We start from the raw sequence: 23,344 nt of genomic DNA on the forward strand, positions 1-23,344 counted from the left end.
GGCGCCATGTCCAAGCCGGTGTTCGTGGCGGCGGGGGTGTTTCTCCTCGTCATGGGCACGCTGTGGGTCTTGCAGGGACTAGGGCTGCTCGGATGGCCGCCCGGCAGCTTCATGCTCGACCGGCGGCAATGGGCGCTTTACGGTGCCATCACCACCGCGGTTGGCGCGAGGCTCGTCTGGCTGGGACGAGGGCGCTAGCCGGCATCAGCCGCCGGCAGTTCGAGGCGGAAGAGCGCCCCGCCGCCTGCCGGCGTTTCCACTGTCAGCGATCCCCCCATTGCCTCGGCCAGGCGACGCGAGATGTAGAGGCCGAGGCCAGAACCGCCGTCCTTGTCGCGCCCGAGCCGTTCGAACTTGTCGAAGATTCGTTTCGCGTGCTCGGGCGAAATCCCTGGGCCTTCATCGCTGACGCTCACGCTGACTTTGCCACTGCCCTCGCTGCCGATGGCAATCGTCACTGTGCTGCCGGCAGGCGAATAGGCGATGGCATTGCCGATCAGGTTGATTAGGATTTGCAGAACCCGGCGGAATTCCGCGCTGGCAACCGCCGCCCCGCGCTCGCCCGTCACCACCAGGGCGATGTCGTGATTGCGCGCCCTCACCCCGAGGATCCCCGCCGCGCGTTCGCCCGCATCGGCCAGATCGACCCGCTCGCGCACCGTCGAGAAGCCCGGGGTCTCGACCACCTCGAGATCGGCGAGATCATCGAGCATTGCTGCCAGATGCTGTCCGGCACTGGCAATGGTGCCAGCGTATTCGCTGTATTCGTCGCGCAACGGCCCGGCGAGACGGGTGCGGATGGTTTCGGCATTGGCAATGATCCGCGCCACCGGCTGGCGCAGCACCGGGGCAAGCGCGCTGCCGATCAGCCGGCTGGGCGCCGAATGGGCTTCGCCGGCAATGTCCGCAGCCCGGGTATCGACCAGCAAGGGTTCGTCCGCGATCAGCAGCAGCTCGAATCCGCTCGGGGCCTGGGCATCGGGACCGAGCGGGATCAGCCGCGCCCGCCAGTGGCGCTCAGACCCGGCAAAGCGGCAAGCCGCACCGTCGAGTAGCCGCCAGTGGAGCGGTTGATGATGGCTGACATCCGCCAGTTCGACGAGATCGCTCCACACTTGCCCCGGTCGCGCCATCGCGGCGGCCTGGAGACCGGCAGCATCCGGGGCGAGCGCGCTTAGCACCTGCACACGCTGCCGGGCGTCGAGCCGGGCGTTGACCTCGGCGGTCGCGCGGTCGATCGCGTCGAGTCGTTCGGCCAGAGCGCGGCCATCGGGTGCTGGCGGAAGGCTGCGCTGCCAGTTTTCGACCAATAGCTCGCAGCCGCCGTCCGCCGCTTGCGCGCAAGGGTCGATCCGCACAAATCCGCTGACGAGCGTCTCGCCATCGAAGGCGGTGAACCCACGAGCGATTTTCAAACCAAGCGCGCGCGCCTGCTGCACCAGGGCTCGCAGTTCGGGGATCGCCAGCGGCCCCGGCACCCGTCCGCCGCAGCGGGCCTGCAACTCCGCCAGCGTTTCATCGGCATCGAGCAGCCAGTCGCGCGCATCGGTCAGCCCGCGGGCGCCAATCTGGGTATCGCGCGGGTCCATGGTGTTCATCAGTCCGTGCCCGCTGCCACAAGCAGCAACCGCGCCCGATCGGGCGAGAGCGCTGCAAGTCCGCCGGGCATCGGCGCCGTCGGAAAAAGCGCGAGGAACTGGCGTTCGATGCCTTGCGGAGGCAATCCTGCCGCACGAAGGGCCAGCGCAAGCCGCGTTCCCTGCCCTTCATGACAAGCCAGCACCGCATGGCAGCGCGGCAGTCCGGCCAGCGTCGCCAATGCACTCGCGAACAGCGCCGGCCCCGCATGATCTAGCGCCAGCGCTGCAACTGCCCCGCGCCGCATCGCTGCAACCAGCCGCGCAAGCAGACCGAGCCGGCTCGCGCCTTCGTCATAGGATTGCCGGATCAAGGACAACCTCTGGCTTTCCCCGCCCCTCTTCAGCACCCCATCGAACAGCTCGGCCGGAAGCTCGCCGAGCGGCAGCTGCATCCGGCGCTGGCTCTGGATGAAGCGCGACTGCGCGGCGAGCGCAGTCATCGCCAGTTCGGCGACCATAGGGTCATCCGAGGCAATCAGTTCCTGCAGCAGCGGGCTCAACACGGGATCGATGCCGCGTTGTTGGTGAAGCCGCTCGGCCAGGTGGCTCTCGGCGGCAAGGGCATGGCAGAAGGCCAGCAGCGCGGCATCGGCGGCAAGGGTTTCGGCCAGAACCTCGGGCGGCCCGTCATGACCGGCGGCGATCAGTTGGGCAGCAAGATCGGTCAGCATCCCGCGCACCCGCGCCAGCACCGCATCGCTCACCAGCCTTTGGCCTTCGCTGGCCAGCAGGTGGCGCAGCACCGGAACCACCGAGCCGAGCGCGCGAGTCTCGCGCGCCAGCTCGTGCCGCAGGATTGCTTCGGCGGTGGCCTCGTCAGGAAGGTCCATGCTCGTTTCGCCCATCATGCGCGGATAGCCGGCGCATAGTTAAAGCCGCGTTAGTTCAATCGCCCGCGTTTCGCAGCAGCAATCCGGCGAGCAGGAGCAGCGACATCAGCGCGGTGACAAGCGGCAAGACGCCGAAAGCGGCGGCGCTGGCGAGTGCGGCAGGCAGCACGATCCGGTCGGCGAGCACCGCCAACGGTGTATCGGGCCGCGTAAGCCGGGCAAGCCCGACGAGAACCGGTCCGAGCGCAGCGAGTGGCGCGGCAGCGCCCACGGGCGCAAGCGCCATTGCCAGAACCGCCGCAGCCGCAAGGTCCACCACCAGATCGCGCCACTCGCCAGTAAGGATCATGGCGCGACGACCGAGCAACTCACCGGCCATCCGCCCGAGCGATCCCGCCAGGGTCGCTGCCAGCGCACCGAGGCCCGTCAATGCCAGCGCGGCCACCCCGTCGCCCTGCCATGCCGCCAAAAGCGCGCAGAGATAGAGCGCCGCCCCCGCCACCGCAGCGATCAGCGGCCCCCTCTCCAGAGCCTGCGGCGCGAGCGCTTGCGCGAAAACCTGCCCCAGTGCCCGCCCGGGCCTACGCCAATCGGGTGCGCCTGCTGCCCTGGCAATCAGTGCCTGTTCCTGTGCCTTAAGGGCGGTTTCGTCGGTTGCCAGCAACCAACTCGCCGGCGCCAGCCCATCATCTGGTAGCCGGCGGCAGGGTGTGCCTGCCTGCAGCGCGAGGCGCAGCAGCAGCGAGATTGGATCGGAATCAGGTGGAAAATCGGCAAGATGCTGCACCGGCGCGCCGCGCATTGCCAGCAAGCCGGCCCAATGCTGCCGGGCGTCGATCCGTTCGAAGTCATGCGGGTGATCGGTCACGAGCGGGCTGCCGGTCGTCAAGGCGGCGACGAAGCGCGCGGGTGTCTGCGCGAAAAGTGCCGCTGCGATCGCCGGGTCGGGCAACAGCCCGTCCGCGAGAATTACCAGCTCGTCCTCGGCGCGCACCAGCGCCGGCAGGTGAAGAAATCCGCGCAAGGCCTGGAAGTGGCCACCTGTCGCCTCACACTCCTGCTGCAAGCGCAGCACCTCGCCATCGAGGTGTTCACACAGGCAAAAGATACGCTCGCAGCCGATGTGACGCAGCCAGTCGACCTGCCGGGCCAGCACCGTGCGGCCCGCGAGCGTGAGTTCTGCGCGCTTGGTGCCGCTGCCAGTTCGCTTCAGAGCCGCGATCAGGGCGGTGCGCATCGCCTGCCTTTCGCAAAGGGTTCTGCGACGCGATTTGGCGCTTTGGCGGCTGGGGTTCAAGCGGCGGTGCGCGGGCTGCGCGCACAAATCACCGGCAGGCGGGCCGGATCAGCGGCGCATGGAGCGGGCGAAGCGGGCGAGCACGGCCTCGATCTCGCGGATCGCCATCGGCTCACCCGGTGCAGAATTGAGCGCATGCTCGGCAGCCGCAAGCAGTTGCTCGGCATGAAAGCTGGCTGCCAGTCCTTTCAGACGCATCGCCGCCACCGTCCAATTGCCGTCGCAGCGCGCGCGCTTGAGCAAATCGAACTGCCTGAATGCGCTGTCGAGGAAGGCTGCGCGCAGTTCGCGCATCAGCGCGGGATCGTCCCCCGCCGCAGCGGCGAGCGTGGCATCGAGAGCTCCGGTGTCGTAGGCCATGCGATGCGGGCTATAACGGTTTGGGTTAAAGCGGGGTTTATCCGGGGTCCGGCTGTGTTAAGAAGGGCGCATGGCAGGACGGCACCAGATGCGCGCCTTGGGCCGCAAGAGCGGCGCAGACGATACGGGCAAGGCAGCTTCTGGCGAAGCGTCTGGCGCTGGCGAAGACAGCGAAATGCTGCTTGAAGAAGCCTGGGAAGAGTCAGAGCCTCATGCGCCTCAACCTGCCCGCTTCGGCTGGGTAATTCCGGCACTTGCGCTGCTCGCTGTCGCCGGCTGGAGTGGTTTTTTCGGCTGGACGATCAGCGCCGAAGTGATGGCCAGCCCAGCGCCTTCAGCGTGGACGGGCTGGATCGTGCAATGGTCGGTTCCGGTCGGATTGATCGGCATTTTCTGGTTGCTCGCCATGCGCTCCTCGCGCGCCGAGGCCAACCGCTTTGCTGCCAGCGCCGCGCTGCTCAGCCGCGAAAGCTCCGAGCTGGAAGAACGGCTCAAGGTGGTCAACCGCGAGCTCAGCCTGGCCCGCGAGTTTTTGGCGGCGCAGTCGCGCGATCTCGAGGCGTTGGGTCGGATCGCGGCGGAACGGATTTCCACCCATGCTGCCGATTTGCAGCAGCTGATCACGACCAACGGCGCGCAGGTCGATGCGATTGCTGCCACCAGCGAAACCGCCCTCGGCAACATGAACCGGCTGCGCGACGATCTGCCCGTGATTGCCAATGCCGCACGTGATGTCGCCAACCAGATCGGCAGCGCGGGCAACAATGCGCAAGCCCAGCTCGAGCGTCTGAGTGAAGGCTTCGAGCGGCTCGGCCAGTTGGGAGCAAGCAGCAATGTGCGGGTCGAGGCTCTGACCGCCACGGTCGGCCAGTCGCTCAACAGCTTCGAGACGCAGGTCGCGCGTATCGAGGGTCTGGTCGCCAACCGCTTCATCAGCCTGCAGGGCGAAGCTGCCGCCTATCGCGAACGGCTCGATGCGCTCGAATGCGCCGCGCTCGAAGCGCTGCGTTCCCGAACGGCGGCGCTGGAAGCCGAACTTGCCGCCGCTGCCGAACGCCTCGGCGCGGCCGAGGACGCGGCGCTGGCCGCCACCCGTGAACGGATCGCCGCGATCACCGCCGAGGCGGACGCAATCGAAGAACGTCTGGCGGCGCGCGATCTGCGCTTTGCCGAGGCGATCGAACAACGTCAGGCCACCTTTGACATGCGCGAGACGCAGGCCAGCGAAGTGCTTGCGCAGCGCCTCGCCACGCTCGATGACGCGCTCGCCCAGCGGCGCGAGGCACAGCTCGCCGAGGCCGAAAAACTCGTCGAACAAGGCGAGGCGTTGGCCGCACAGCTCGATAGCTTCAGCGCCCTGCTTGGCGACATCAGCCGGCACAGCGAAGCCGCCCGCGACAGCCTGTCGACCGGGTTCGATGCCCTTGGCGAGAAGCTCTCGGCCAAGCGCATTGCGCTTGCGGAGACCGAGGCAAGGCTGGCCCAGCTCACCGAAAGCGGGGTGCGTCTGCTCGAAATTATCCAATCGGGCGCACGCGCGAGCCGCGAGGACCTGCAATCGGCCATTTCCCAAGCCAGCGAAAGCCTGTGTGCAGTCGAAAGCCGCGCGGGCGAGGTCAGCCGGCTGATGCTGCAGTCGAGCCAGAGCGGCATCGACCTGTCGGAATACCTCATCAAGACCCGGGAAGAGATCGACGCGACCGATGGAGCCTTGAACGGGCTAAGCGCGCGACTCGCCGAGCATTCAGACGAAGCACTGGCCAAGCTGCAGGGGCTGCGTGGTGGCCTTGCGCGGCTGGCCGAGGAAAGCGGCACAGTGGCCGGCGACACCCAGGAACAGCTTCGCGCGGCGCTGGGTGCACTTGAAACGGCGATTGCCCGGGCCTTTGCCACGCTTGAGGAAGGCACGCGCAACAAGGCTGCGGCGGTGGCAGAAACTCTCGGCGGCGAAGCAGTCGCGGTGCTCGAACGAACCCTGCGCAACGAAGCCGCTGCCACGGTCGGCAAGATCGAGCAGGCTATGGCTCACGCCTCGGGCGTCGGGCGCGAAGTCGTGATCCAGCTGCGCGACCAGCTGGCGCGGGTGAACGAGCTGACCGGCAATCTCGAACAACGCGTCGCGCGCGCCCGCGAGCTGGCCGAGGAGCAGATCAACAACGATTTCGCGCGCCGCATGGCGCTGATCACCGACAGTCTCAATTCAGCCGCGATCGACATTTCCGGCGCGCTATCGACCGAAGTCGCGGACACGGCTTGGGACGCCTATCTCAAGGGGGACCGCGGGATCTTCACCCGCCGCGCCGTGCGGCTGATCGACAATGGCGGTGCGCGCGATATCGCCGAGCTCTACCAGCGCGACGAGACTTTCAAGGCCAATGTCAGTCGTTACATCCACGATTTCGAAGCCATGCTGCGCGCCATGCTATCGACCCGTGATGGCCACGCGCTCAGCGTGACCATGCTGGGTTCGGACATGGGCAAGCTCTATGTGGTGTTGGCTCAGGCGATCCAGCGCTTGCGCACCTAACCAATCGCGGTTGCAATCGGGGGCTTGGGCAGAATGTCGATATCCGCTGCCGTGACCCAGCCATAGATGTAATTGGCGACGAACAGACCGGTGCACACCGCGGCGATGATCGTCGCGCGCAGGGCAATTCTGCCCGGCCTGAAATTGACCGGCGCGCTGTCGGCCTGGCCAGGAACCTTTTCCACGCCCGCCTCATCTGCGGTGCGCACTCCGAAAGGCAGCATGATGAAGGCGCTCATCACCCAGAACAGGAAATAGATCGCGGCAATCGAGGTGAGCTGCATCAGTCGGCGCTTCCCGGCATCACAACCCGCACCTGCGGCCTCTTGCCCGACCAACGCTGGGCAGCGCGCCGGGCCGCAAGCCGCGCCGCTTCCTTCACGCTGGTCGGATCGCGCGCCTCGCGGCCCTTGAGGCTGGAGATCGCGTCGAGCACATCACTGGCGGCCTCGGCGAGGAAATCCGGCATGTCCTCGTCGAGCGGCAGGCCCACCGCCTCGATCACCGGCTTCTGCCCGCGCACCAGAACCACCACCACCACGCCTTCGGCTGCGATCCGCCGGCGCATGGTGATCGCCTCACCATTGGCCGGCGCGATGATGTCGCCATCGAGCACCAACCGGCCCGCATGCACCTCACCCAGCTTGCCCGGTTTTCCCGGCGCGAGGCGGATGACATCGCCGTTCTTCTGCACCACCTGCCAAGGGATGCCACAGGCCTTTCCGAGACGCGCCTGCTCGGCCATGTGGCGCATCTCACCGTGCACTGGCACAAGTATTTCGGGCTTGAGCCAGTCGTAGAGCGCCTCAAGTTCGGGCCGCCCCGGATGACCGGAAACGTGGATGAAGGCCTGCCTTTCGGTCACCATGGTGATGCCGCGCGCGGCGAACTGGTTTTGCACCCGGCCGATGGCGAGTTCGTTTCCCGGTATCTGGCGCGAGGAAAATAGCACCACGTCACCTGCCGCGAGTTCGATTGGATGGTTGTTCTCCGCCATGCGCGCCAGCGCCGCACGCGGTTCCCCCTGCCCGCCTGTGGCCAGGATCAGCACCTCGCCGCGCGGCAGAGCCATCGCCGTGTCGAAATCGACTGGCGTGGGAAAGTCGGCGAGATAGCCGGTATCCTGCGCCACTTCGATGATCCGTTCGAGCGAGCGGCCTGCGATGCAGATCTGCCGCCCGGTCTCGCGGGCGACTTCGCCAAGCGTCTGGAGCCGTGCGACATTGCTGGCAAAGGTGGTCACGACCACACGCTTGCCAGCATGGCGGGCGATTTCCTCCATCAGCGCATGATGCACCGCACCTTCGCTGCCCGAAGGGTTGGGGTTGAAGACATTGGTCGAATCGCACACCAGCGCCAGCACACCCTTTTGCCCGATGGCGCGCAGTTCCTCCTCGGTGGCGGGTTCACCGATGATCGGTTCTTCGTCGAGCTTCCAGTCGCCGGTGTGGAAGACGCGGCCGTGCGGCGTCTCGATCAGCAGCGCATTGCCCTCGGCAATCGAGTGTGCGAGCGGGATGTAGGTGATCGTGAAAGGCCCGAGATCGAAGGCGCCCTCGCCCTCCTCGATGATGTTGAGCGCGACCTTGCCGAGCAGCCCCGCCTCTTCCAGCTTGCGCGCCACCAGATCGGCGGTGAAGGGTGTGGCATAGAGCGGCACGCCGAGTTCGCCCGCAAAATAGGGCACGGCGCCGATGTGGTCCTCGTGCGCGTGGGTGAGCACGATGCCGATCAGATCGTCGGCGCGTTCCTCGATGAATTCGAGGTCAGCGAACACCAGATCAACCCCCGGATATTCGCTGCCCGAAAAGGTCATCCCGAGATCGACCATCAGCCACTTGCCCTGACAGCCGTAAAGATTGACGTTCATCCCGATCTCGCCCGAACCGCCGAGCGCGAGGAAAAGGAGTTCGTCTTCAGGGGTAAAGTCGTTCTTCACAATCTCTCTTACGTTGGCCCGGCTCAGGCGGTTTCGGCCTGGCGGGCAAGGATGGCGAGGCCATCGAGCGTGAGGTCGGCATCCACGTGATCAAAGATCTCTGTCGCATCGTCGAACAGGATTGCAAGCCCGCCGGTAGCAACCACCTTGGCCGGGCGGCCGATCTCGCTCTTCATCCTGGCGACCATGCCTTCCATCATTGCGACATAGCCCCAGAACACGCCGATCAGCATCTGGTCTTCGGTGTTGCGGCCGATGACGCTGCGGCTTTCGGGTGTCCGAATGGCGATGCGCGGCAGCTTGGCAGTCTTGCCCACCAATGCATCGAGCGAAAGATTGATCCCCGGCGCAATCGATCCGCCCTTGTAGGCGCCGGTGAAGTCGACCGCCTCGAACTTGGTGGCGGTGCCGAAATCGACGACGATCAGATCCCCGCCATACTTGTGGTGTGCGGCAAGGATGTTGAGAGCACGGTCGGCCCCGAGCGAGGAGGGCTGATCGACGTCAATCTCGAAGCGCCAGCGGGCCGCGCCCTGCCCGGCGAACAGCGGAGTAATGCCGAAATATTTCTGGCCCAGCACGGTGAGGTTGTGGTCGGCGCGCGGCACCACCGAGGCGACGATGATCTGGGTGATTTCCGAGCGTTCCACGCCTTCGATCTTGAGCAGCTGGAGCAGCCACACCGCGTATTCGTCACCGGTGCGGCGCGGATCGGTGGCGATGCGCCAGCGCGCGCGGATCGTGTGCCTGCCCTCCTCGTCATAGGTGAACAGCGCAAATACCACATTGGTGTTACCGACATCAGCGGCGAGCAGCATGGGTTGCAGTCCTTGGCTTAGGAAATGTCGCCTGCGCGAATGACACGTTCGCAGCCATCCGCCAAGCGCAGGCGCAAGGCGCCGTCCGATTCTTCCAGCCCGGCAAAGCTGCCGGTGAGTACAGAGCCATCGGTGTCATGGACGGTGAGCGGTGATCCCTGGGCATGGATCGAGCGGGCAAGGAAGGCATGGAGCGTCGCTGCCAGGCCATAGGTGCGCCAGGCCTCCAGTCTGCGATCGAAGGCGGCTGCCAGGCTGGCCGCAAAGTCTTCGAGCATTGGCGCAGCGGCGAGATCGGTCAGCGCGGATGTCTTGCGATCGGGCAATTGCGGCGCCCGGACGATGTTGACGCCGATGCCAACGATAATGTGCCCGCGCACCATTTCGAGCAAGATGCCGGAAAGCTTCCCGCGATCCAGGAGCACGTCGTTGGGCCATTTGAGCGCGAGCTTTTCGCTCTCGCCCATGGCCGCGGCGACCGCATCGTAAACCGCAAGCGCGGCCACGAAACTGAGCGTGGCAGGCGGGGGGTCGCTCTCTCCCAAGCGCACCACCGTCGAGCCCATGAAATTTCCCGCGCCATCGAACCATTCGCGGCCCTGCCGCCCGCGGCCCGCAGTCTGACGGCGAGCGACCAGCCAGCTCCCTTCCGTCCAACCCTCACCCGATCGCAGCCGTGCGGCGAGGTCGGCATTGGTCGAGCCGGTCTGAGGGACGAGCTGGATCAAACCGCGAGGAACAGCGCGGCTGCGGCCTTGTCGGCCAGATCGGTGAGCGAGGGGGTGAGAAGGTAGCCGAGCGGCGAGATGATCAGCGCGGTCAGGCCAAGCAGTGCCCAGTGGCCCGCCCCGCTCTTGCCGGTGACCACGCCCGCAGGCTCATCGAAGAACATCACCTTGACGAACTTGATGTAATAGAACGCCCCGATCACACTCGCGGCAATCGCGATCGCGCCAAAGGCGATGAGGCCCGCCTCCACCGTCGCCTGGAACACCACGAACTTGCTGTAGAAGCCGAGCAGCGGCGGAATGCCGGCAAGGCTGAACATGAACAAGAGCAGCGCCCAGGCGATCGCGGGACGCGTGACCGAAAGCCCGCGGATATCGGCAAAGGTTTCGAGCAGCGCGCCCTCGTCATCGCGCAGCATCAGCAGCGCGACGAAGCTGCCGAGGCTCATCGCGACATAGATGAACAGATAGACCAGCATCGCGCTCGCCCCGTCTGCATTGGCGACAGCCAGGCCGAGCAGGATGAAGCCGATATTGTTGATGGAAGAATAGGCCAGCAGGCGCTTCAAATTCTCCTGCCCGATAGCCCCCAGCGCGCCGAAGATGATCGAGGCGAGCGCGGTGAACATCACGATCTGCTGCCATGCCTGGACTTGGGCGCCGAACACCTCGAAGGCGACCCTGGCGGTCAACGCCACGGCGGCAACCTTGGGCGCGGTCGCGAAGAAGGCGGTCACCGGGGTCGGCGCACCTTCATAAACGTCTGGCGTCCACATGTGGAACGGCACCGCGCTGATCTTGAAGGCGAGGCCCGAAAGCACGAAGACCACCCCGAACAGCGCCCCGGTGCCAATCTCGCCGGTCAGGCTAGCGCGCACCACGCTAAAGGCGGTGCCGCCGGTCAAGCCGTAGAGCAGGCTCATGCCGTAGAGCAGGATGCCCGAAGCCAGCGCACCCAGCACGAAATACTTCAGCCCCGCCTCGCCCGAGCGCGTGTCCTTGCGCAGGATCGCCGCCAGCACGTAGGCGGATAGGCTGTTGAGTTCGAGCCCGAGATAGAGGCTCATGAAATCATTGGCCGAGACCATGATGCTCATGCCGACGGTGGCGAAGAGCACCAGCACCGGATATTCGGCGCGCATCACCCGCTCGGCGCCGGCAGCCGCGCTGTTGAAGAAGGCCGGCGCAACGATCAGCGCGCCGATGGCGGCAAGATAGATCAGTGCCTTGGCGAACAGCGCGAAACTGTCAACCTTGAGCAGGCCGCCGAAAGCCAGCGTTGCCGGGCTGTCAACCCCGACATGCAGGCCCGGAACCAGCATAAGTCCGGCCCCGAACAGCGCCGCGGCAGCGGCAATCGCGATGCCGCGCGCAGTCTTGTCGCCACCCCAGGCGGCAACCAGCAGCAGCACAAGCCCTGCGCCGATCAGCAGCAGTTCGGGCGCGACGAGCGCGAAGGAAGGAACGAAATCCATCAGTGCGCGCCCTCCTTGGCGCTGTCAGAGTTGGTATCCGCTTGGCCCATGCCCTCATGCCCCGCCCCGTGATGCGAGAGCGCGTTGGCCGCCTCGGTCCGCGGGGTGCCGGGGGCAAGCTGCGCATCCGAGGCCGGAGCCGCCGCCGCAAGCCGCGCATCGAGCACCGCAATGTCGGCACGCATCGGCGCAAGGAAGCTTTCAGGATAGACCCCCATCCACAGCACCGCTGCGGCAATCGGGGCCATCATCGCCCACTCGCGCGCCGAGATGTCGGGCATGGCGGCCGCGTCGGCGTTTTTCTGGTCACCAAAGGCCACGCGCCGATAGAGGTAAAGCATATAGGCCGCGCCAAGGATAATGCCGGTGGTCGACACCAGCGCGACCAGGCTCGATGTCTGGTAGATACCCGCCAGGGCGAGGAACTCGCCAACGAAGCCGCTGGTCCCCGGCAGACCGATCGAAGCCATGGTGAACAGCAGGAAGAACAGCGCGTAGTAGGGCATGTTGATCGCAAGGCCGCCGTAACGCGCGATCTCGCGGGTGTGCAACCGGTCGTAGATAACCCCGACACAGAGGAACAAAGCCCCCGATACGAGACCATGCGAGAGCATGATGATCATCGCGCCTTCCAGCCCCTGCACGTTAAAAGCGAACAGGCCGACGGTGACAATCGCCATGTGGGCGACCGAGGAATAGGCGATCAGCTTCTTCATGTCGGCCTGCACCAGCGCGACCAGCGAGGTATAAACCACCGCCACCATCGACAGGGCGAACACCAGCCACGCGAACTGCGCCGACGCCTCGGGAAACATCGGCAAGCTGAAGCGGATGAAGCCATAGCCGCCGAGCTTGAGCAGCACGCCTGCAAGGATCACCGAACCTGCCGTGGGCGCCTGGACGTGGGCATCGGGCAGCCAGGTGTGGAGCGGCCACATCGGCACCTTCACCGCAAAGCTCGCGAAGAAGGCCAGCCACAGCCATGTCTGCGCTTCGGGCGGGAAACCGTACTGCATCAGCGTCGGGATGTCAGATGTGCCGGCTTCGGCCACCATCCAGAACATCGCGATCAGCATCAGGACCGAGCCGAGCAGGGTGTAGAGAAAGAACTTGTAGCTCGCATAGATGCGGTTGTCCCCGCCCCACACGCCGATGATCAGATACATCGGAATGAGGCCCGCCTCGAAGAAGACGTAAAACAGGAACAGATCCTGCGCCGCGAAGGTGCCGATCATCAGCACCTCCATGAACAGGAAGGCGGCCATGTATTCGCCGACGCGCTTTGCAATCGAATCCCAGCTGGCCAGGATGCACACCGGCATCAGGAACACGCTCAGCATGATGAGCAGCAGCGCAATCCCGTCGATCCCCAGCGCGTAGCTGAAGCCCGCGAACAGCTCGGCCTTCTCGGTGAACTGCCACTGCGGGCCGCCGATTTCGTAGTTGGACCACAGCCCGATACCGAGCGCAAAGGTGACGAGCGTTGCGGCAAGCGCGATCCAGCGCGCGGCTTTTGCACCGGCAAACAGGCACGCCACTGCGCCCGCCAGCGGCACGAGCATCATGAGCGACAGGATGGGAAGGCCTTCCATTACGAAGCGCGCTCCTAAAGCAGAACGTAGGTGACAGCGGCGACCAGCCCGAGCAGCATGATCAGCGCGTAGGTGTAGACGTAGCCCGACTGGACTTGCTTGGCTGCGGCGGCGCTGCGCGCGATCACCGCGGCGACTCCGTTGGGGCCGAAGCGGTCGATGGTGCCGATATCGCCCAGTTGCCAGAACCAGCGCCCGAGGGCGAAGGCGGGCTTGACGAAGATTGCGTCATACAGCTCGTCGAAGTACCACTTGCGATAGACGAACTGGTGCAGCGCGCCGAAGGTCGCGACGAATTTCGCCGGGATGTCGGGCTTGGCGATATAGGCAAGATAGGCGCCTGCAAAACCGAGCAGCATCACGATGAAAGCCGCATACTTCACCCAGTAGGGCACCGCATGCATCGCGTGAATGAGCGGTTCGTTATAGAAGATCGAGCCGGCCCAGAAGGCGGCGCGGTCGAGGAAATGTGGAGCGAACACCTGTCCTGCGGCCACCGCGCCGATGGTCAGCACCCCGAGCGGGATCAACATTGACGCCGGGCTTTCGTGCGGATGATAGCCTCCGGTGGTGTCCTCGCCCGCTTGTTCGCGGGTCTTGTGGACGGCGTGTTGGATGTGCTCGCTCTCGATCCAGCGGGGCTTGCCCCAGAAGGTGAGGAACAGCAGGCGCCAGGAATAGAAACTAGTCAGCAGCGCCGCCCCGACACCGAGCCAAAAGGCGGTGAGTGAAACCTGCGTGCCGCGCGCAAAGGCGACTTCGAGGATCGCGTCTTTCGACCAGAAGCCCGCAAAGCCGACACCGAGATGATAGACCCCCAGCCCTGTGATCGCCAGCGTGCCCGCGAGCATCGCGTAGAAGGTCAGCGGGATGTGCTTTCTAAGGCCGCCGTAATAGCGCATGTCCTGTTCATGGTGCATCGCGTGGATCACGCTGCCCGCACCAAGGAACAGCAGCGCCTTGAAGAAGGCGTGGGTGAACAGGTGGAACATCGCCGCCCCATAGGCTCCCACCCCTGCAGCAAAGAACATGTAGCCGAGCTGCGAGCAGGTCGAATAGGCGATCACCCGCTTGATGTCCCACTGCGTGGTGCCGATCGTGGCGGCGAAGAAACAGGTTGCAGCGCCGACGATGGTGACGATGGTGAGCGCGGTCGGCGCGGTCTCGAACATCGGCGAGAGGCGGCACACCATGAACACCCCCGCCGTCACCATGGTCGCCGCGTGGATCAGCGCCGAAACCGGGGTCGGGCCTTCCATCGCGTCCGGAAGCCAGGTGTGCAGGCCGAGCTGCGCGCTTTTGCCCATCGCCCCGATGAACAGGAGGATGCACAAAATATCCATCGCGTAGAGGCGCATGCCGAGGAAGGTGATGGTCGATCCGCTCATCGCGGGTGCAGCTTCGAGGATCGCCGGGATCGAGGTGGTCTGGAACACCAGGTAGGTGCCGAAGATGCCGAGCATGAAGCCCAGGTCTCCCACGCGGTTGACCACGAAGGCCTTGATCGCTGCCGCCCCTGCGGAAGGTTTCCTGAACCAGAAGCCAATCAGCAGGTAGGACGCAAGCCCCACCCCTTCCCATCCGAAGAACATCTGGACGAGGTTGTCCGCCGTCACCAGCATCAGCATCGCGAAGGTGAACAGCGAGAGATAGGCAAAGAAGCGCGGCTGATCCGGGTCTTCCTCCATGTACCCCCACGAATAGAGGTGCACGAGCGCGGACACCGAGTTGATCACCACCAGCATGATCGCGGTCATGGTGTCGACCCGCAACGCCCAGTCGAAGGACAGCGCGCCGCTCTGCACCCACTTGAGCACTGGCACGACCTCCGCGGTCGCCGTGCCGCCGAGGAATCCGAGGAAGATCGGCCAGCTCATTACCGCGGAAAGAAACAGCGCGCCGGTGGTCACGGACTTGGCCGCCACGTTGCCGATAATGCGGTTGCCCAGCCCTGCAATCAGGGCAGCAGCCAGCGGCGCGAAAACGATGATCAGGATGGGATGCACGAGCGCCTTACCCCTTCATCCGGTTGATGTCGTCGACCGCAATCGTCCCACGCGCGCGGAAGTAGATGACGAGGATCGCCAGCCCGATCGCCGCCTCGGCTGCGGCCACGGTCAGCACCAGCATCGCGAAGATTTGGCCGACGAGATCCTGCATGAAGGCGCTGAAGGCGACGAGGTTGAGGTTCACCGCGAGCAGGATCAGCTCGACCGCCATCAGGATGACGATCACGTTCTTGCGGTTGAGGAAAATGCCCAGCACACCGAGCACGAACAGGATCGCGCCCACGGTAAGGTAATGTTCGATGCCGATCCCACCTGCACTCATCATAGTTCGACCCCCTGCCCGATGCCCGGGTTCTTCATCACGGTTGCTTCTTCCGGACGGCGACGGATCTGCTTGCCCACGTCCTGGCGCGCGCGGGCACCCGGTTTGGGCGGCTGGAAAGTCAGCACGATCGCGCCGATCATCGCCACCAGCAGGATGATGCCGGCGATCTCGAACAGCGCGATATACCGGCCGTAGAGCAGTGCGCCGAGCGCCTCGATATTGCTCGTATCAGCGGCCGGCATCGCCGAACCGTCGGGCGTTCCGAGTGTCAGCCCGCCCGCGTGGTAGGCTCCCAAGGCCAGCAGCAGCTCGGCCAGCAGAACCGCGGCAATCAGCAGCCCCAGCGGCGCATTTCGGGCAATGCCTGCGCGCATCGCGGCAAAATCGATGTCAAGCATCATCACCACGAACAGGAACAGCACCGCAACCGCGCCGACATAGACGATCACCAGCAGCATCGCGATGAACTCCGCGCCCACCAGCACCATCAGTCCGGCGGCGTTGAAGAAGGCCATGATCAGCCACAGCACCGAATGCACGGGATTGCGCGCCATGACGACCATCACGGCGCTGGCGACGACAATGGTGGCGAAGAAATAGAAGGCGATGGCCTGTATCATGATGCGTCTCCGCCGATCCGCAAACCCCGGCTCGAAGGCCGGCGTCCAGAAAGCGGCAATATGATCCCTAGTCCAAGTCTTGGCCCCGGCGGCGTACCGTGACCGTGAATGCAATTGACCCCGTAACTGTCCGGCGCGCCCTAGCGATAGGGGGCGTCGGCTTCAAGATTGGCCGCGATGGCCCGTTCCCACTTGTCACCATTCGCAAGCAGCTTGGCCTTGTCGTAGAGCAGCTCCTCGCGGGTTTCGGTGGCGTATTCGAAATTCGGCCCCTCGACGATCGCATCGACCGGGCAGGCTTCCTGGCAGAAGCCGCAGAAGATGCACTTGGTCATGTCGATGTCATAACGGGTGGTGCGGCGGCTGCCGTCCGCGCGCGGTTCGCTCTCGATGGTGATCGCCTGCGCGGGGCACACGGCCTCGCACAGCTTGCACGCGATGCAGCGTTCCTCGCCGTTGGGATAGCGCCGCAGCGCGTGCTCACCGCGAAAGCGGGGCGAGAGCGGCGACTTCTCGAACGGATAGTTGATCGTCGCCTTGGGCTTGAAGAAATACTTCAGCGTCAAGGCGTGCGCCTTGAGAAAATCCCAGAGGGTGAACGATTTGACGAGATGCGAGACGGTGGTCATGCGAAATGCCCGATGGCCATGAGGTAACCGGAGGTGGCGGCGACAAAGAGCAGGCTCATCGGCAGGAACACCTTCCACCCGAGCCGCATCAGCTGGTCGTAGCGGTAGCGCGGCACGGTCGCCCAGATCCAGCTGAACATGAAGAAGAACACGAAGGTCTTGAGCAGGAACCAGATAATCCCCGGTACCGCGTAGAGCACCGGAATGTCGAGCGGCGGCAGCCACCCGCCCCAGAACAGCAGCGTGTTGAGCGAACACATCAAGAGGATGTTGGCATACTCGCCGAGCCAGAACAGCGCGAAGCTCATCGAGGAATATTCGGTCTGGTAGCCCGCGACGAGCTCGCTTTCGGCCTCGGTGAGGTCAAACGGTGCGCGCGCGGTTTCGGCCAGCGCCGAGATGAAGAACACCACCCACATCGGGAAGAGCAGCGGGTGGATCGCATAGGCGTTGATCAGCCCCAGCCCGAAGCCCTGCTGTGCGTTGACGATGCCCGAAAGGTTGAAGGTGCCCGCAAACAGCACCACGCACACCAGCACGAAGCCAATCGAAACCTCGTAGGAAATCATCTGCGCCGAGGCGCGCATTGCCGAGAAGAACGGGTATTTGGAGTTCGACGCCCACCCGCTCATCACCACGCCGTAAACCCCCATCGAGCTGATCGCGAGGATGTAGAGCAGGCCCACGTTGATGTCGGCGATCACCCCGCCGTCCCAGAACGGGATCACCGCCCAGGCCGCGAGCGCCACGGTGAAGGTGATGATCGGCGCGAGCAGGAAGATGCCCTTGTTCGCGGCGCTCGGGATGATGGTTTCCTGCAGGAATACCTTGAGGCCATCGGCAAAAGACTGGAGCAGGCCGAACGGCCCGACCACATTCGGCCCGCGCCGCAGCATGATCGCGCCCAGCACCTTGCGGTCGACATAGATCACCATGGCGACGCTGAACATGACGAGCAGCGACACAATGACGATCGCCGCCACGGTAGCGACGGTCCATGCCCATTCGTGGGGCAGGCCGAGCGACTGGAAGAAGGCGGTCATTCCGCGGCCTCCTTGACGTCAGCGCCGTGGAGCAATTCGTCCGAGCACTGCTGCATCACCGCGCTGGCGCGGGCGATGGGGTTGGTGAGGTAAAAGTCCTTGATCGGGTAGCCCGCGATTGCGCCATCGAACCTGGCGCTGCTGTCCCCCTTGGGGAGCGGGCCGTAATCGGCGAGCCCCTCTTCGCCCAGTGCGGGAACGGCGGCAATCATTTTCGCCTGAAGCTCCTCGAAACTGTCAAAGCCGACCGTCACGCCGAGCACATCCGCCAGCGCGCGCAGGATCGTCCAGTCCTCGCGCGCGTCGCCGGGGGCGAAGACCGCCTTCTCGGCGAACTGCACACGCCCCTCGGTGTTGACATAGGTCCCGTCCTTCTCGGCATAGGATGCGCCCGGCAGGATGATGTCGGCGTTATGCGCGCCCCTGTCGCCGTGGTGGCCGATATAGACCTTGAGGCTCTTGGCGAAGGGCGCATAGTCCATCTCGTCCGCGCCGAGGCTGAGCAGCACCTTGGGGCTGGCCGCGGCAATATCGCCCATCCCGCCCGGCAGCGTGAAGCCGAGCATCAGCGAAGCCATGCGCGCCGCGGAGATGTGCAGCACGTTGAAGCCGTTCCAGCCATCCTTCACGAGCCCGAACTTGTCCACCAGCTTGAGCGCAGCAGGCAGCGCGCCCTTGGCGAGCGCCGCCGCGCCGAGGATCACCGCCGGACGCTGGGCCGACTTCATGACGTCACCCAATTGCTTGGGGACGCGGTTCAGGATCTTGAGGTCGCTGCCGAGGAAGGTCGCCGGATAGGTGGGATCCCATTCGGGGCCGATGATGAAGACCTTGGCCCCCGCCTTCACCGCCTTGCGCAGGCGGACATTGAGCAGCGCGGCTTCCCAGCGGACATTGCTGCCGATGATGAGGATGGCATCGGCGGTCTCGATCCCGGCGAAGGTGCTGTTGAAATTGACCGCGGCGAGGTTCGACACGTCATAGGTCATGCCGGTCTGGCGCGCCTCGGTGAGATTCGATCCGCAAGCATTGACCAGCGCCTTGGCGGCGAACATCGTCTCGGCATCGAGCAGATCGCCTGCCACCGCCGCGATGCTCGCCTTGTCGCCTTCGAGCGCGGCGGCAATCTTCGCAAAAGCCTCATTCCATTCAGCAGGTTGCAATTTGCCCTCGCGGCGCAGCCACACGCGGTCGAGGCGGCGCTTGGTCAGGCCGTCAACCTGAAAACGGCCCTTGTCCGACAGCCATTCCTCGTTGACGTCATCATTCACCCGCGGCAGCGCACGCATCACCTCGCGACCCTTGGAATGCAGCGTGATATTGGCTCCGACCGCGTCCGAAACGTCGATGCTGAGCGTCTTTTTCAACTCCCAAGGCCGCGCCTCGAAGGCATAGGGCCGCGAGGTGAGCGCGCCCACCGGGCACAGGTCGATGACGTTGGCGGAAAGTTCATGCGCTGCCGCCCGTTCGAGATAGGTGGTGATCTGCATGTCCTCGCCGCGATAGAGCGCGCCGATCTCGTCCACGCCCGCGATCTCCTCGGAGAAACGCACGCAGCGGGTGCAGTGGATGCAGCGGGTCATGATCGTCTTGATCAGCGGGCCCATGTATTTCTCGGTGACGGCGCGCTTGTTTTCGTGGAAGCGCGAGCCGCCGCGGCCATAAGCGACCGCCTGATCCTGCAGATCGCACTCGCCGCCCTGATCGCAGATCGGACAATCGAGGGGGTGGTTTATGAGCAGGAACTCCATCACCCCCTCGCGGGCCTTCTTGACCATCGGGCTGTCGGTGCGGATTTCCTGGCCTTCGGTGGCCGGCAGCGCGCAGCTAGCCTGCGGCTTGGGCGGTCCGGGCTTCACCTCCACAAGGCACATACGGCAATTGCCGGCGATGGAGAGGCGCTCGTGGTAGCAAAAGCGCGGGATTTCCTTGCCCGCAAGCTCGCACGCCTGCAGCACAGTCGCGCCCGCCGGGACCTCGATTTCTACGCCGTCTACGGTGACCTTGGGCATTATTCGGCTGCCTCTTGGAATTGCGCGTTGTGTTCGTTGATCCGCCGCTCAAGCTCCGGCCTAAAATGGCGGATGAGGCCCTGGATCGGCCATGCGGCGGCGTCGCCCAGCGCGCAGATGGTGTGGCCTTCGACCTGCTTGGTGACCTCGTGCAGCATGTCGATCTCCTCGATCGCCGCGTCACCCGTGCGCAGGCGCTCCATCATGCGCCACATCCAGCCCGTGCCTTCGCGGCAGGGGGTGCACTGGCCGCAGGACTCGTGCTTGTAGAAGTAGGAAATGCGACTGATCGCGCGGACGATGTCGGTCGATTTGTCCATGACGATCACCGCCGCGGTGCCGAGGCCCGAGCCCAGTTCCTTCAGCCCGTCGAAATCCATCGGCGCATGGCGGATTTGCTCCGCCGGAACCAGCGGTACGGACGAACCACCGGGGATAACGGCCAGCAAATTGTCCCACCCGCCGCGGATGCCGCCGCAGTGTCTTTCGATCAGCTCCTCGAAGGGGATGCTCATCGCTTCCTCGACGACGCAGGGCTTTTCCACGTGGCCGGAGATCTGGAACAGCTTGGTGCCCTTGTTATTCTCGCGCCCGAAGCTCGCAAACCACGCAGCCCCGCGCCGCAGGATCGTCGGGGCGACTGCGATGCTCTCGACATTGTTGACCGTGGTCGGGCAGCCATAAAGCCCCGCGCCCGCCGGGAACGGGGGTTTCAGGCGCGGCTGGCCCTTCTTGCCTTCAAGGCTTTCGATCATCGCGGTTTCTTCACCGCAGATATAGGCCCCCGCACCCCGGTGCATGTAGACATCGAAGTCATAGCCCGACTTGCACGCGTTCTTGCCGATCAGGCCCGCGGCATAGGCCTCGTCGATCGCCTTCTGGAGCGTCTCGGCCTCGCGGATATATTCGCCGCGGATGTAGATATAGGCCGCCCGCGCACGCATCGCGAAGCCGGCAACCAGCGCGCCTTCAATCAGCTTGTGCGGATCGTGCCGGATGATCTCGCGGTCCTTGCACGAGCCGGGCTCGGATTCGTCGGCATTGATGACGAGGAAGCTCGGCCGCCCGTCCCGCGATTCCTTGGGCATGAAGGACCACTTGAGCCCCGTGGGAAAGCCCGCCCCGCCCCGCCCGCGCAGGCCCGACGCCTTGATTTCCTCGATGATCGCCTCAGGCCCGCGTTCGAGCAGCGCCTTGGTATTGTCCCAATCCCCGCGCGCCTGCGCGGCCTTCAGCCCCCAGTCCTGAAAGCCATAGAGGTTGGTGAAGATGCGGTCCTTATCCGCGAGCATTGCTGCTTTCCTTCTTCTTGGCGCGCTTCAGACGCACCAGCGAAATCACCTGAAATGCCAGACCAAGACCCATCAGGATCGCACCCAGCTCGATCATGCCGGTCGCGCTCAGCACCGCGCCGAGCGCAAAGCCGGTGAGGCCGAGGATCGCGATGAGAAGCGTGAGCGGGTTCATGCGAAGGTCCCCGACTGCCACATCCCGATCAGCACCCCGACAATCAGCAGGATCACCCCGACGCGCACCAAGCCCATCAGCACCTTGTAGGCGATGAAGGCGAGCACGGCCGCGCCAAGAAGGGAGGCGATGGCAGTCACCTTACCATTCGCCCCGGTAATCGTGGTTGGCATCAACCATCGCGGTGAGCGTTGTCGGCCCGCCCAGAGGCTCGCAGGTATGGCGACCGGGTTCCTGCGTGCCTGTCTTGGGTTGCTGGCCGGCGGCGAGCGCATCGAGCACCGCGTCGAGGCGTTCGGGGGTCAGGTCCTCGTAATTGTCGTCGTTGATCTGGACCATCGGTGCAGTGGCGCAATTGCCCATGCATTCGACTTCGGTGAGGGTCCAAAGGCCATCCGGCGAAATCCCGCCCTTCACCATCCCGCGCTTCTTGCAGGTCTCGAACAAGGCGTCGGAACCGCGCAGCATGCAGGGCGTGGTACCGCACACCTGCACGTGGAATTTGCCGACGGGCTTGAGGTTATACATGAAATAGAAGCTGGCGACCTCGAGCACGCGGATCACCGGCATGTCGAGATACTTGGCGACATATTCGATCACCGGCAGCGGCAGCCAGCCTTGCGTCCCGGTCTCCGCGCCGACCTGGCGCTGGGCAAGATCGAGCAGCGGCATCACCGCGCTGCGCTGTCGCCCTTCGGGATACTTGGCGATGTGCCAGTCGGCGATTTTCTTGTTCTCCGGCGTCCATGCAAAGCCGCCCCAGCGGGCGCGCAGTTCGGGGGTGTCGGGAGCGGGGGTGCGGTCAGCCATTATCTGTCACATTCACCAAAAACGACATCGATTGCGCCCAGAATGGCGGTCGCGTCGGGCAGCATATGCCCGCGGCTCATGAAATCCATCGCCTGGAGGTGCGAGAAGGCCGTGGGGCGGATCTTGCAGCGATAGGGCTTGTTGGTGCCGTCGCTCACGAGATAGACCCCGAATTCGCCCTTGGGGCTCTCGGTGGCCACGTAAACCTCGCCCGCCGGCACATGGAAGCCTTCGGTGTAGAGCTTGAAGTGGTGGATCAGGCTTTCCATCGACTGCTTCATCTCGGCGCGCTTGGGCGGCGAGACCTTGCCATCGGTGCTGGCAATCGGCCCGCCGGGCATATCGCGCAGACACTGCTTGATGATCTTCGCGCTCTCGTAGACTTCCTTCACGCGCACCATGAAGCGGTCATAGCAATCCGAATTGGTGCCGACCGGAATGTCGAACTCCATCCGGTCATAGACGTCGTAGGGCTGGCTCTTGCGCAGGTCCCACGGGACGCCGGCAGCGCGCAGCATCGGGCCGGAGAAGCCCCAGGCCACCGCATCATCACGGCTGACAACGGCGATATCGACATTGCGCTGCTTGAAGATGCGGTTGTCCATCACAAGGCTCATCGCATCGCCGAACAGCCGTGGCAGACGGGTTTCAAGCCAGTCGCCGATGTCGACCAGCAGCTTTTCCGGCACGTCCTGATGCACGCCGCCCGGACGGAACCAGGCCGAATGCATCCGCGCGCCGCTCGCCCGCTCGAAGAAGTTGAGGCAGTCCTCGCGCAGTTCGAACACCCACAGGTTGGGCGTCATCGCGCCCACGTCCATCACGTGCGCGCCGATGTTGAGCATGTGGTTGCAGATGCGGGTCAGCTCGGCGAACAGAACGCGCAGATATTGCGCGCGGATCGGCACTTCGAGGTTCAAGAGCTTCTCGATCGCAAGCACGTAGGAGTGCTCCATGGCGAGCGGAGAGCAGTAGTCGAGCCGGTCGAAATAGGGCAGCGCCTGGAGATAGGTCTTGTGCTCGATCAGTTTCTCGGTGCCGCGATGGAGCAGGCCGACATGCGGATCGATCCGCTCGATGACTTCGCCGTCGAGCTCCATCACCATCCGCAGCACGCCGTGCGCGGCCGGGTGCTGGGGGCCGAAATTGATCGTGTAGTTGCTGATCACCTCACCGCTTGTGGTGAGCGATTCCTCGCGGGTCATGCTCATTTCCTCGCCTCC

23 protein-coding genes are annotated in these 23,344 nt (G+C 64.7%); 2 read left to right on the forward strand and 21 right to left on the reverse strand.

Going from position 1 to position 23,344, the window contains the following annotated elements; genetic code table 11:
• The first annotated feature begins 6 nt into the window (after positions 1-6).
• Positions 7-198 (forward strand): hypothetical protein, encoded by a 192-nt coding sequence (locus tag BZF61_RS13515; protein WP_086619919.1) that lies wholly within the window; start codon positions 7-9, stop codon positions 196-198.
• On the opposite strand, the gene BZF61_RS13520 is transcribed toward BZF61_RS13515, so the two are convergent.
• From BZF61_RS13520 to BZF61_RS13535, 4 genes are all read right to left on the reverse strand, one after another.
• Entirely contained in the window at positions 195-1,598 is a 1,404-nt protein-coding gene (locus BZF61_RS13520; RefSeq protein ID WP_086619920.1) for a sensor histidine kinase, read from the reverse strand. The genes BZF61_RS13515 and BZF61_RS13520 overlap by 4 nt on opposite strands.
• Positions 1,598-2,488 carry a hypothetical protein gene (locus tag BZF61_RS13525; RefSeq protein WP_086619921.1) on the reverse strand — a complete coding sequence of 297 codons (891 nt, stop codon included), beginning with the start codon at positions 2,486-2,488 and terminating at the stop codon, positions 1,598-1,600. The genes BZF61_RS13520 and BZF61_RS13525 overlap by 1 nt, the downstream gene beginning before the upstream one ends.
• A gap of 37 nt (positions 2,489-2,525) precedes the next feature.
• Positions 2,526-3,707 carry a hypothetical protein gene (locus BZF61_RS13530; protein WP_086619922.1) on the reverse strand — a complete coding sequence of 394 codons (1,182 nt, stop codon included), beginning with the start codon at positions 3,705-3,707 and terminating at the stop codon, positions 2,526-2,528.
• A gap of 108 nt (positions 3,708-3,815) precedes the next feature.
• Positions 3,816-4,127, reverse strand: coding sequence for an Hpt domain-containing protein (locus tag BZF61_RS13535; protein ID WP_086619923.1), 312 nt, complete (start codon positions 4,125-4,127; stop codon positions 3,816-3,818).
• Between the two features lie 70 nt (positions 4,128-4,197).
• On the opposite strand from BZF61_RS13535, the gene BZF61_RS13540 reads away from it, so the two are divergent.
• On the forward strand, positions 4,198-6,654 hold the full coding sequence (locus tag BZF61_RS13540) for a coiled-coil domain-containing protein (RefSeq protein ID WP_086619924.1): 2,457 nt from the start codon (positions 4,198-4,200) through the stop codon (positions 6,652-6,654).
• Here BZF61_RS13540 and BZF61_RS13545 read toward each other — a convergent pair.
• From BZF61_RS13545 to BZF61_RS13620, 17 genes are all read right to left on the reverse strand, one after another.
• Positions 6,651-6,938 (reverse strand): DUF1467 family protein, encoded by a 288-nt coding sequence (locus BZF61_RS13545; protein ID WP_086619925.1) that lies wholly within the window; start codon positions 6,936-6,938, stop codon positions 6,651-6,653. The two genes, BZF61_RS13540 and BZF61_RS13545, sit on opposite strands and share 4 nt — an antisense overlap.
• On the reverse strand, positions 6,938-8,593 hold the full coding sequence (locus BZF61_RS13550) for a ribonuclease J (protein ID WP_211276787.1): 1,656 nt from the start codon (positions 8,591-8,593) through the stop codon (positions 6,938-6,940). Before BZF61_RS13550 ends, BZF61_RS13545 begins: the two co-directional genes overlap by 1 nt.
• 23 nt (positions 8,594-8,616) lie before the next feature.
• On the reverse strand, positions 8,617-9,411 hold the full coding sequence (locus BZF61_RS13555) for a type III pantothenate kinase (protein WP_086619926.1): 795 nt from the start codon (positions 9,409-9,411) through the stop codon (positions 8,617-8,619).
• A gap of 17 nt (positions 9,412-9,428) precedes the next feature.
• Entirely contained in the window at positions 9,429-10,139 is a 711-nt protein-coding gene (locus BZF61_RS13560; RefSeq protein WP_086619927.1) for a biotin--[acetyl-CoA-carboxylase] ligase, read from the reverse strand.
• Positions 10,136-11,614: an NADH-quinone oxidoreductase subunit NuoN gene (gene nuoN, locus BZF61_RS13565; protein WP_086619928.1), complete on the reverse strand. Its 1,479-nt coding sequence runs from the start codon at positions 11,612-11,614 to the stop codon at positions 10,136-10,138. Before nuoN ends, BZF61_RS13560 begins: the two co-directional genes overlap by 4 nt.
• Positions 11,614-13,206, reverse strand: a complete 1,593-nt coding sequence (locus BZF61_RS13570; RefSeq protein ID WP_086619929.1) for an NADH-quinone oxidoreductase subunit M — start codon at positions 13,204-13,206, stop codon at positions 11,614-11,616. Before BZF61_RS13570 ends, nuoN begins: the two co-directional genes overlap by 1 nt.
• A gap of 14 nt (positions 13,207-13,220) precedes the next feature.
• Positions 13,221-15,212 (reverse strand): NADH-quinone oxidoreductase subunit L, encoded by a 1,992-nt coding sequence (gene nuoL / locus BZF61_RS13575; protein WP_086619930.1) that lies wholly within the window; start codon positions 15,210-15,212, stop codon positions 13,221-13,223.
• A 7-nt stretch (positions 15,213-15,219) separates the two neighbouring features.
• On the reverse strand, positions 15,220-15,537 hold the full coding sequence (nuoK, locus tag BZF61_RS13580; RefSeq protein WP_086619954.1) for an NADH-quinone oxidoreductase subunit NuoK: 318 nt from the start codon (positions 15,535-15,537) through the stop codon (positions 15,220-15,222).
• Positions 15,537-16,160, reverse strand: a complete 624-nt coding sequence (locus BZF61_RS13585) for an NADH-quinone oxidoreductase subunit J (protein WP_086619931.1) — start codon at positions 16,158-16,160, stop codon at positions 15,537-15,539. Before BZF61_RS13585 ends, nuoK begins: the two co-directional genes overlap by 1 nt.
• Positions 16,161-16,300: 140 nt before the next feature.
• Positions 16,301-16,789, reverse strand: a complete 489-nt coding sequence (gene nuoI, locus BZF61_RS13590) for an NADH-quinone oxidoreductase subunit NuoI (protein WP_086619932.1) — start codon at positions 16,787-16,789, stop codon at positions 16,301-16,303.
• Positions 16,786-17,832, reverse strand: a complete 1,047-nt coding sequence (nuoH, locus tag BZF61_RS13595; RefSeq protein ID WP_086619933.1) for an NADH-quinone oxidoreductase subunit NuoH — start codon at positions 17,830-17,832, stop codon at positions 16,786-16,788. Before nuoH ends, nuoI begins: the two co-directional genes overlap by 4 nt.
• Positions 17,829-19,844 (reverse strand): NADH-quinone oxidoreductase subunit NuoG, encoded by a 2,016-nt coding sequence (gene nuoG, locus BZF61_RS13600; RefSeq protein WP_086619934.1) that lies wholly within the window; start codon positions 19,842-19,844, stop codon positions 17,829-17,831. The genes nuoH and nuoG overlap by 4 nt, the downstream gene beginning before the upstream one ends.
• On the reverse strand, positions 19,844-21,136 hold the full coding sequence (gene nuoF / locus BZF61_RS13605; protein WP_086619935.1) for an NADH-quinone oxidoreductase subunit NuoF: 1,293 nt from the start codon (positions 21,134-21,136) through the stop codon (positions 19,844-19,846). The genes nuoG and nuoF overlap by 1 nt, the downstream gene beginning before the upstream one ends.
• The gene (locus tag BZF61_RS13610; protein ID WP_086619936.1) at positions 21,123-21,311 is read right to left on the reverse strand and encodes a hypothetical protein; all 189 of its coding nucleotides are present in this window, start codon (positions 21,309-21,311) and stop codon (positions 21,123-21,125) included. Before BZF61_RS13610 ends, nuoF begins: the two co-directional genes overlap by 14 nt.
• On the reverse strand, positions 21,308-21,451 hold the full coding sequence (locus BZF61_RS15850) for a hypothetical protein (RefSeq protein WP_169711974.1): 144 nt from the start codon (positions 21,449-21,451) through the stop codon (positions 21,308-21,310). Before BZF61_RS15850 ends, BZF61_RS13610 begins: the two co-directional genes overlap by 4 nt.
• A gap of 1 nt (position 21,452) precedes the next feature.
• Positions 21,453-22,121, reverse strand: a complete 669-nt coding sequence (gene nuoE, locus BZF61_RS13615) for an NADH-quinone oxidoreductase subunit NuoE (protein ID WP_086619937.1) — start codon at positions 22,119-22,121, stop codon at positions 21,453-21,455.
• Positions 22,121-23,332: an NADH-quinone oxidoreductase subunit D gene (locus BZF61_RS13620; RefSeq protein ID WP_086619938.1), complete on the reverse strand. Its 1,212-nt coding sequence runs from the start codon at positions 23,330-23,332 to the stop codon at positions 22,121-22,123. Before BZF61_RS13620 ends, nuoE begins: the two co-directional genes overlap by 1 nt.
• Between the last annotated feature and the right edge of the window lie 12 nt (positions 23,333-23,344).

This window comes from Erythrobacter tepidarius, from assembly GCF_002155695.1.
GTDB lineage: Bacteria > Pseudomonadota > Alphaproteobacteria > Sphingomonadales > Sphingomonadaceae > Erythrobacter > Erythrobacter tepidarius.

Bases quoted from the DNA above. Each gene is read 5' to 3' on its own strand.
- nuoK (WP_086619954.1), bottom strand. From the start codon at position 15,537: ATGAGTGCAGGTGGGATCGGCATCGAACATTACCTTACCGTGGGCGCG.
- nuoF (WP_086619935.1), bottom strand. From the start codon at position 21,136: ATGCTCGCGGATAAGGACCGCATCTTCACCAACCTCTATGGCTTTCAG.
- nuoH (WP_086619933.1), bottom strand. From the start codon at position 17,832: ATGACCGCCTTCTTCCAGTCGCTCGGCCTGCCCCACGAATGGGCATGG.
- BZF61_RS13620 (WP_086619938.1), bottom strand. From the start codon at position 23,332: ATGAGCATGACCCGCGAGGAATCGCTCACCACAAGCGGTGAGGTGATC.
- BZF61_RS13515 (WP_086619919.1), top strand. From the start codon at position 7: ATGTCCAAGCCGGTGTTCGTGGCGGCGGGGGTGTTTCTCCTCGTCATG.
- BZF61_RS13610 (WP_086619936.1), bottom strand. From the start codon at position 21,311: ATGAACCCGCTCACGCTTCTCATCGCGATCCTCGGCCTCACCGGCTTT.
- BZF61_RS13530 (WP_086619922.1), bottom strand. From the start codon at position 3,707: ATGCGCACCGCCCTGATCGCGGCTCTGAAGCGAACTGGCAGCGGCACC.
- BZF61_RS13525 (WP_086619921.1), bottom strand. From the start codon at position 2,488: ATGATGGGCGAAACGAGCATGGACCTTCCTGACGAGGCCACCGCCGAA.
- nuoI (WP_086619932.1), bottom strand. From the start codon at position 16,789: ATGACCACCGTCTCGCATCTCGTCAAATCGTTCACCCTCTGGGATTTT.
- nuoG (WP_086619934.1), bottom strand. From the start codon at position 19,844: ATGCCCAAGGTCACCGTAGACGGCGTAGAAATCGAGGTCCCGGCGGGC.
- BZF61_RS13570 (WP_086619929.1), bottom strand. From the start codon at position 13,206: ATGGAAGGCCTTCCCATCCTGTCGCTCATGATGCTCGTGCCGCTGGCG.
- BZF61_RS13545 (WP_086619925.1), bottom strand. From the start codon at position 6,938: ATGCAGCTCACCTCGATTGCCGCGATCTATTTCCTGTTCTGGGTGATG.
- nuoN (WP_086619928.1), bottom strand. From the start codon at position 11,614: ATGGATTTCGTTCCTTCCTTCGCGCTCGTCGCGCCCGAACTGCTGCTG.
- BZF61_RS13540 (WP_086619924.1), top strand. From the start codon at position 4,198: ATGGCAGGACGGCACCAGATGCGCGCCTTGGGCCGCAAGAGCGGCGCA.
- BZF61_RS13585 (WP_086619931.1), bottom strand. From the start codon at position 16,160: ATGATACAGGCCATCGCCTTCTATTTCTTCGCCACCATTGTCGTCGCC.
- BZF61_RS13520 (WP_086619920.1), bottom strand. From the start codon at position 1,598: ATGAACACCATGGACCCGCGCGATACCCAGATTGGCGCCCGCGGGCTG.
- BZF61_RS13555 (WP_086619926.1), bottom strand. From the start codon at position 9,411: ATGCTGCTCGCCGCTGATGTCGGTAACACCAATGTGGTATTTGCGCTG.
- BZF61_RS13535 (WP_086619923.1), bottom strand. From the start codon at position 4,127: ATGGCCTACGACACCGGAGCTCTCGATGCCACGCTCGCCGCTGCGGCG.
- nuoE (WP_086619937.1), bottom strand. From the start codon at position 22,121: ATGGCTGACCGCACCCCCGCTCCCGACACCCCCGAACTGCGCGCCCGC.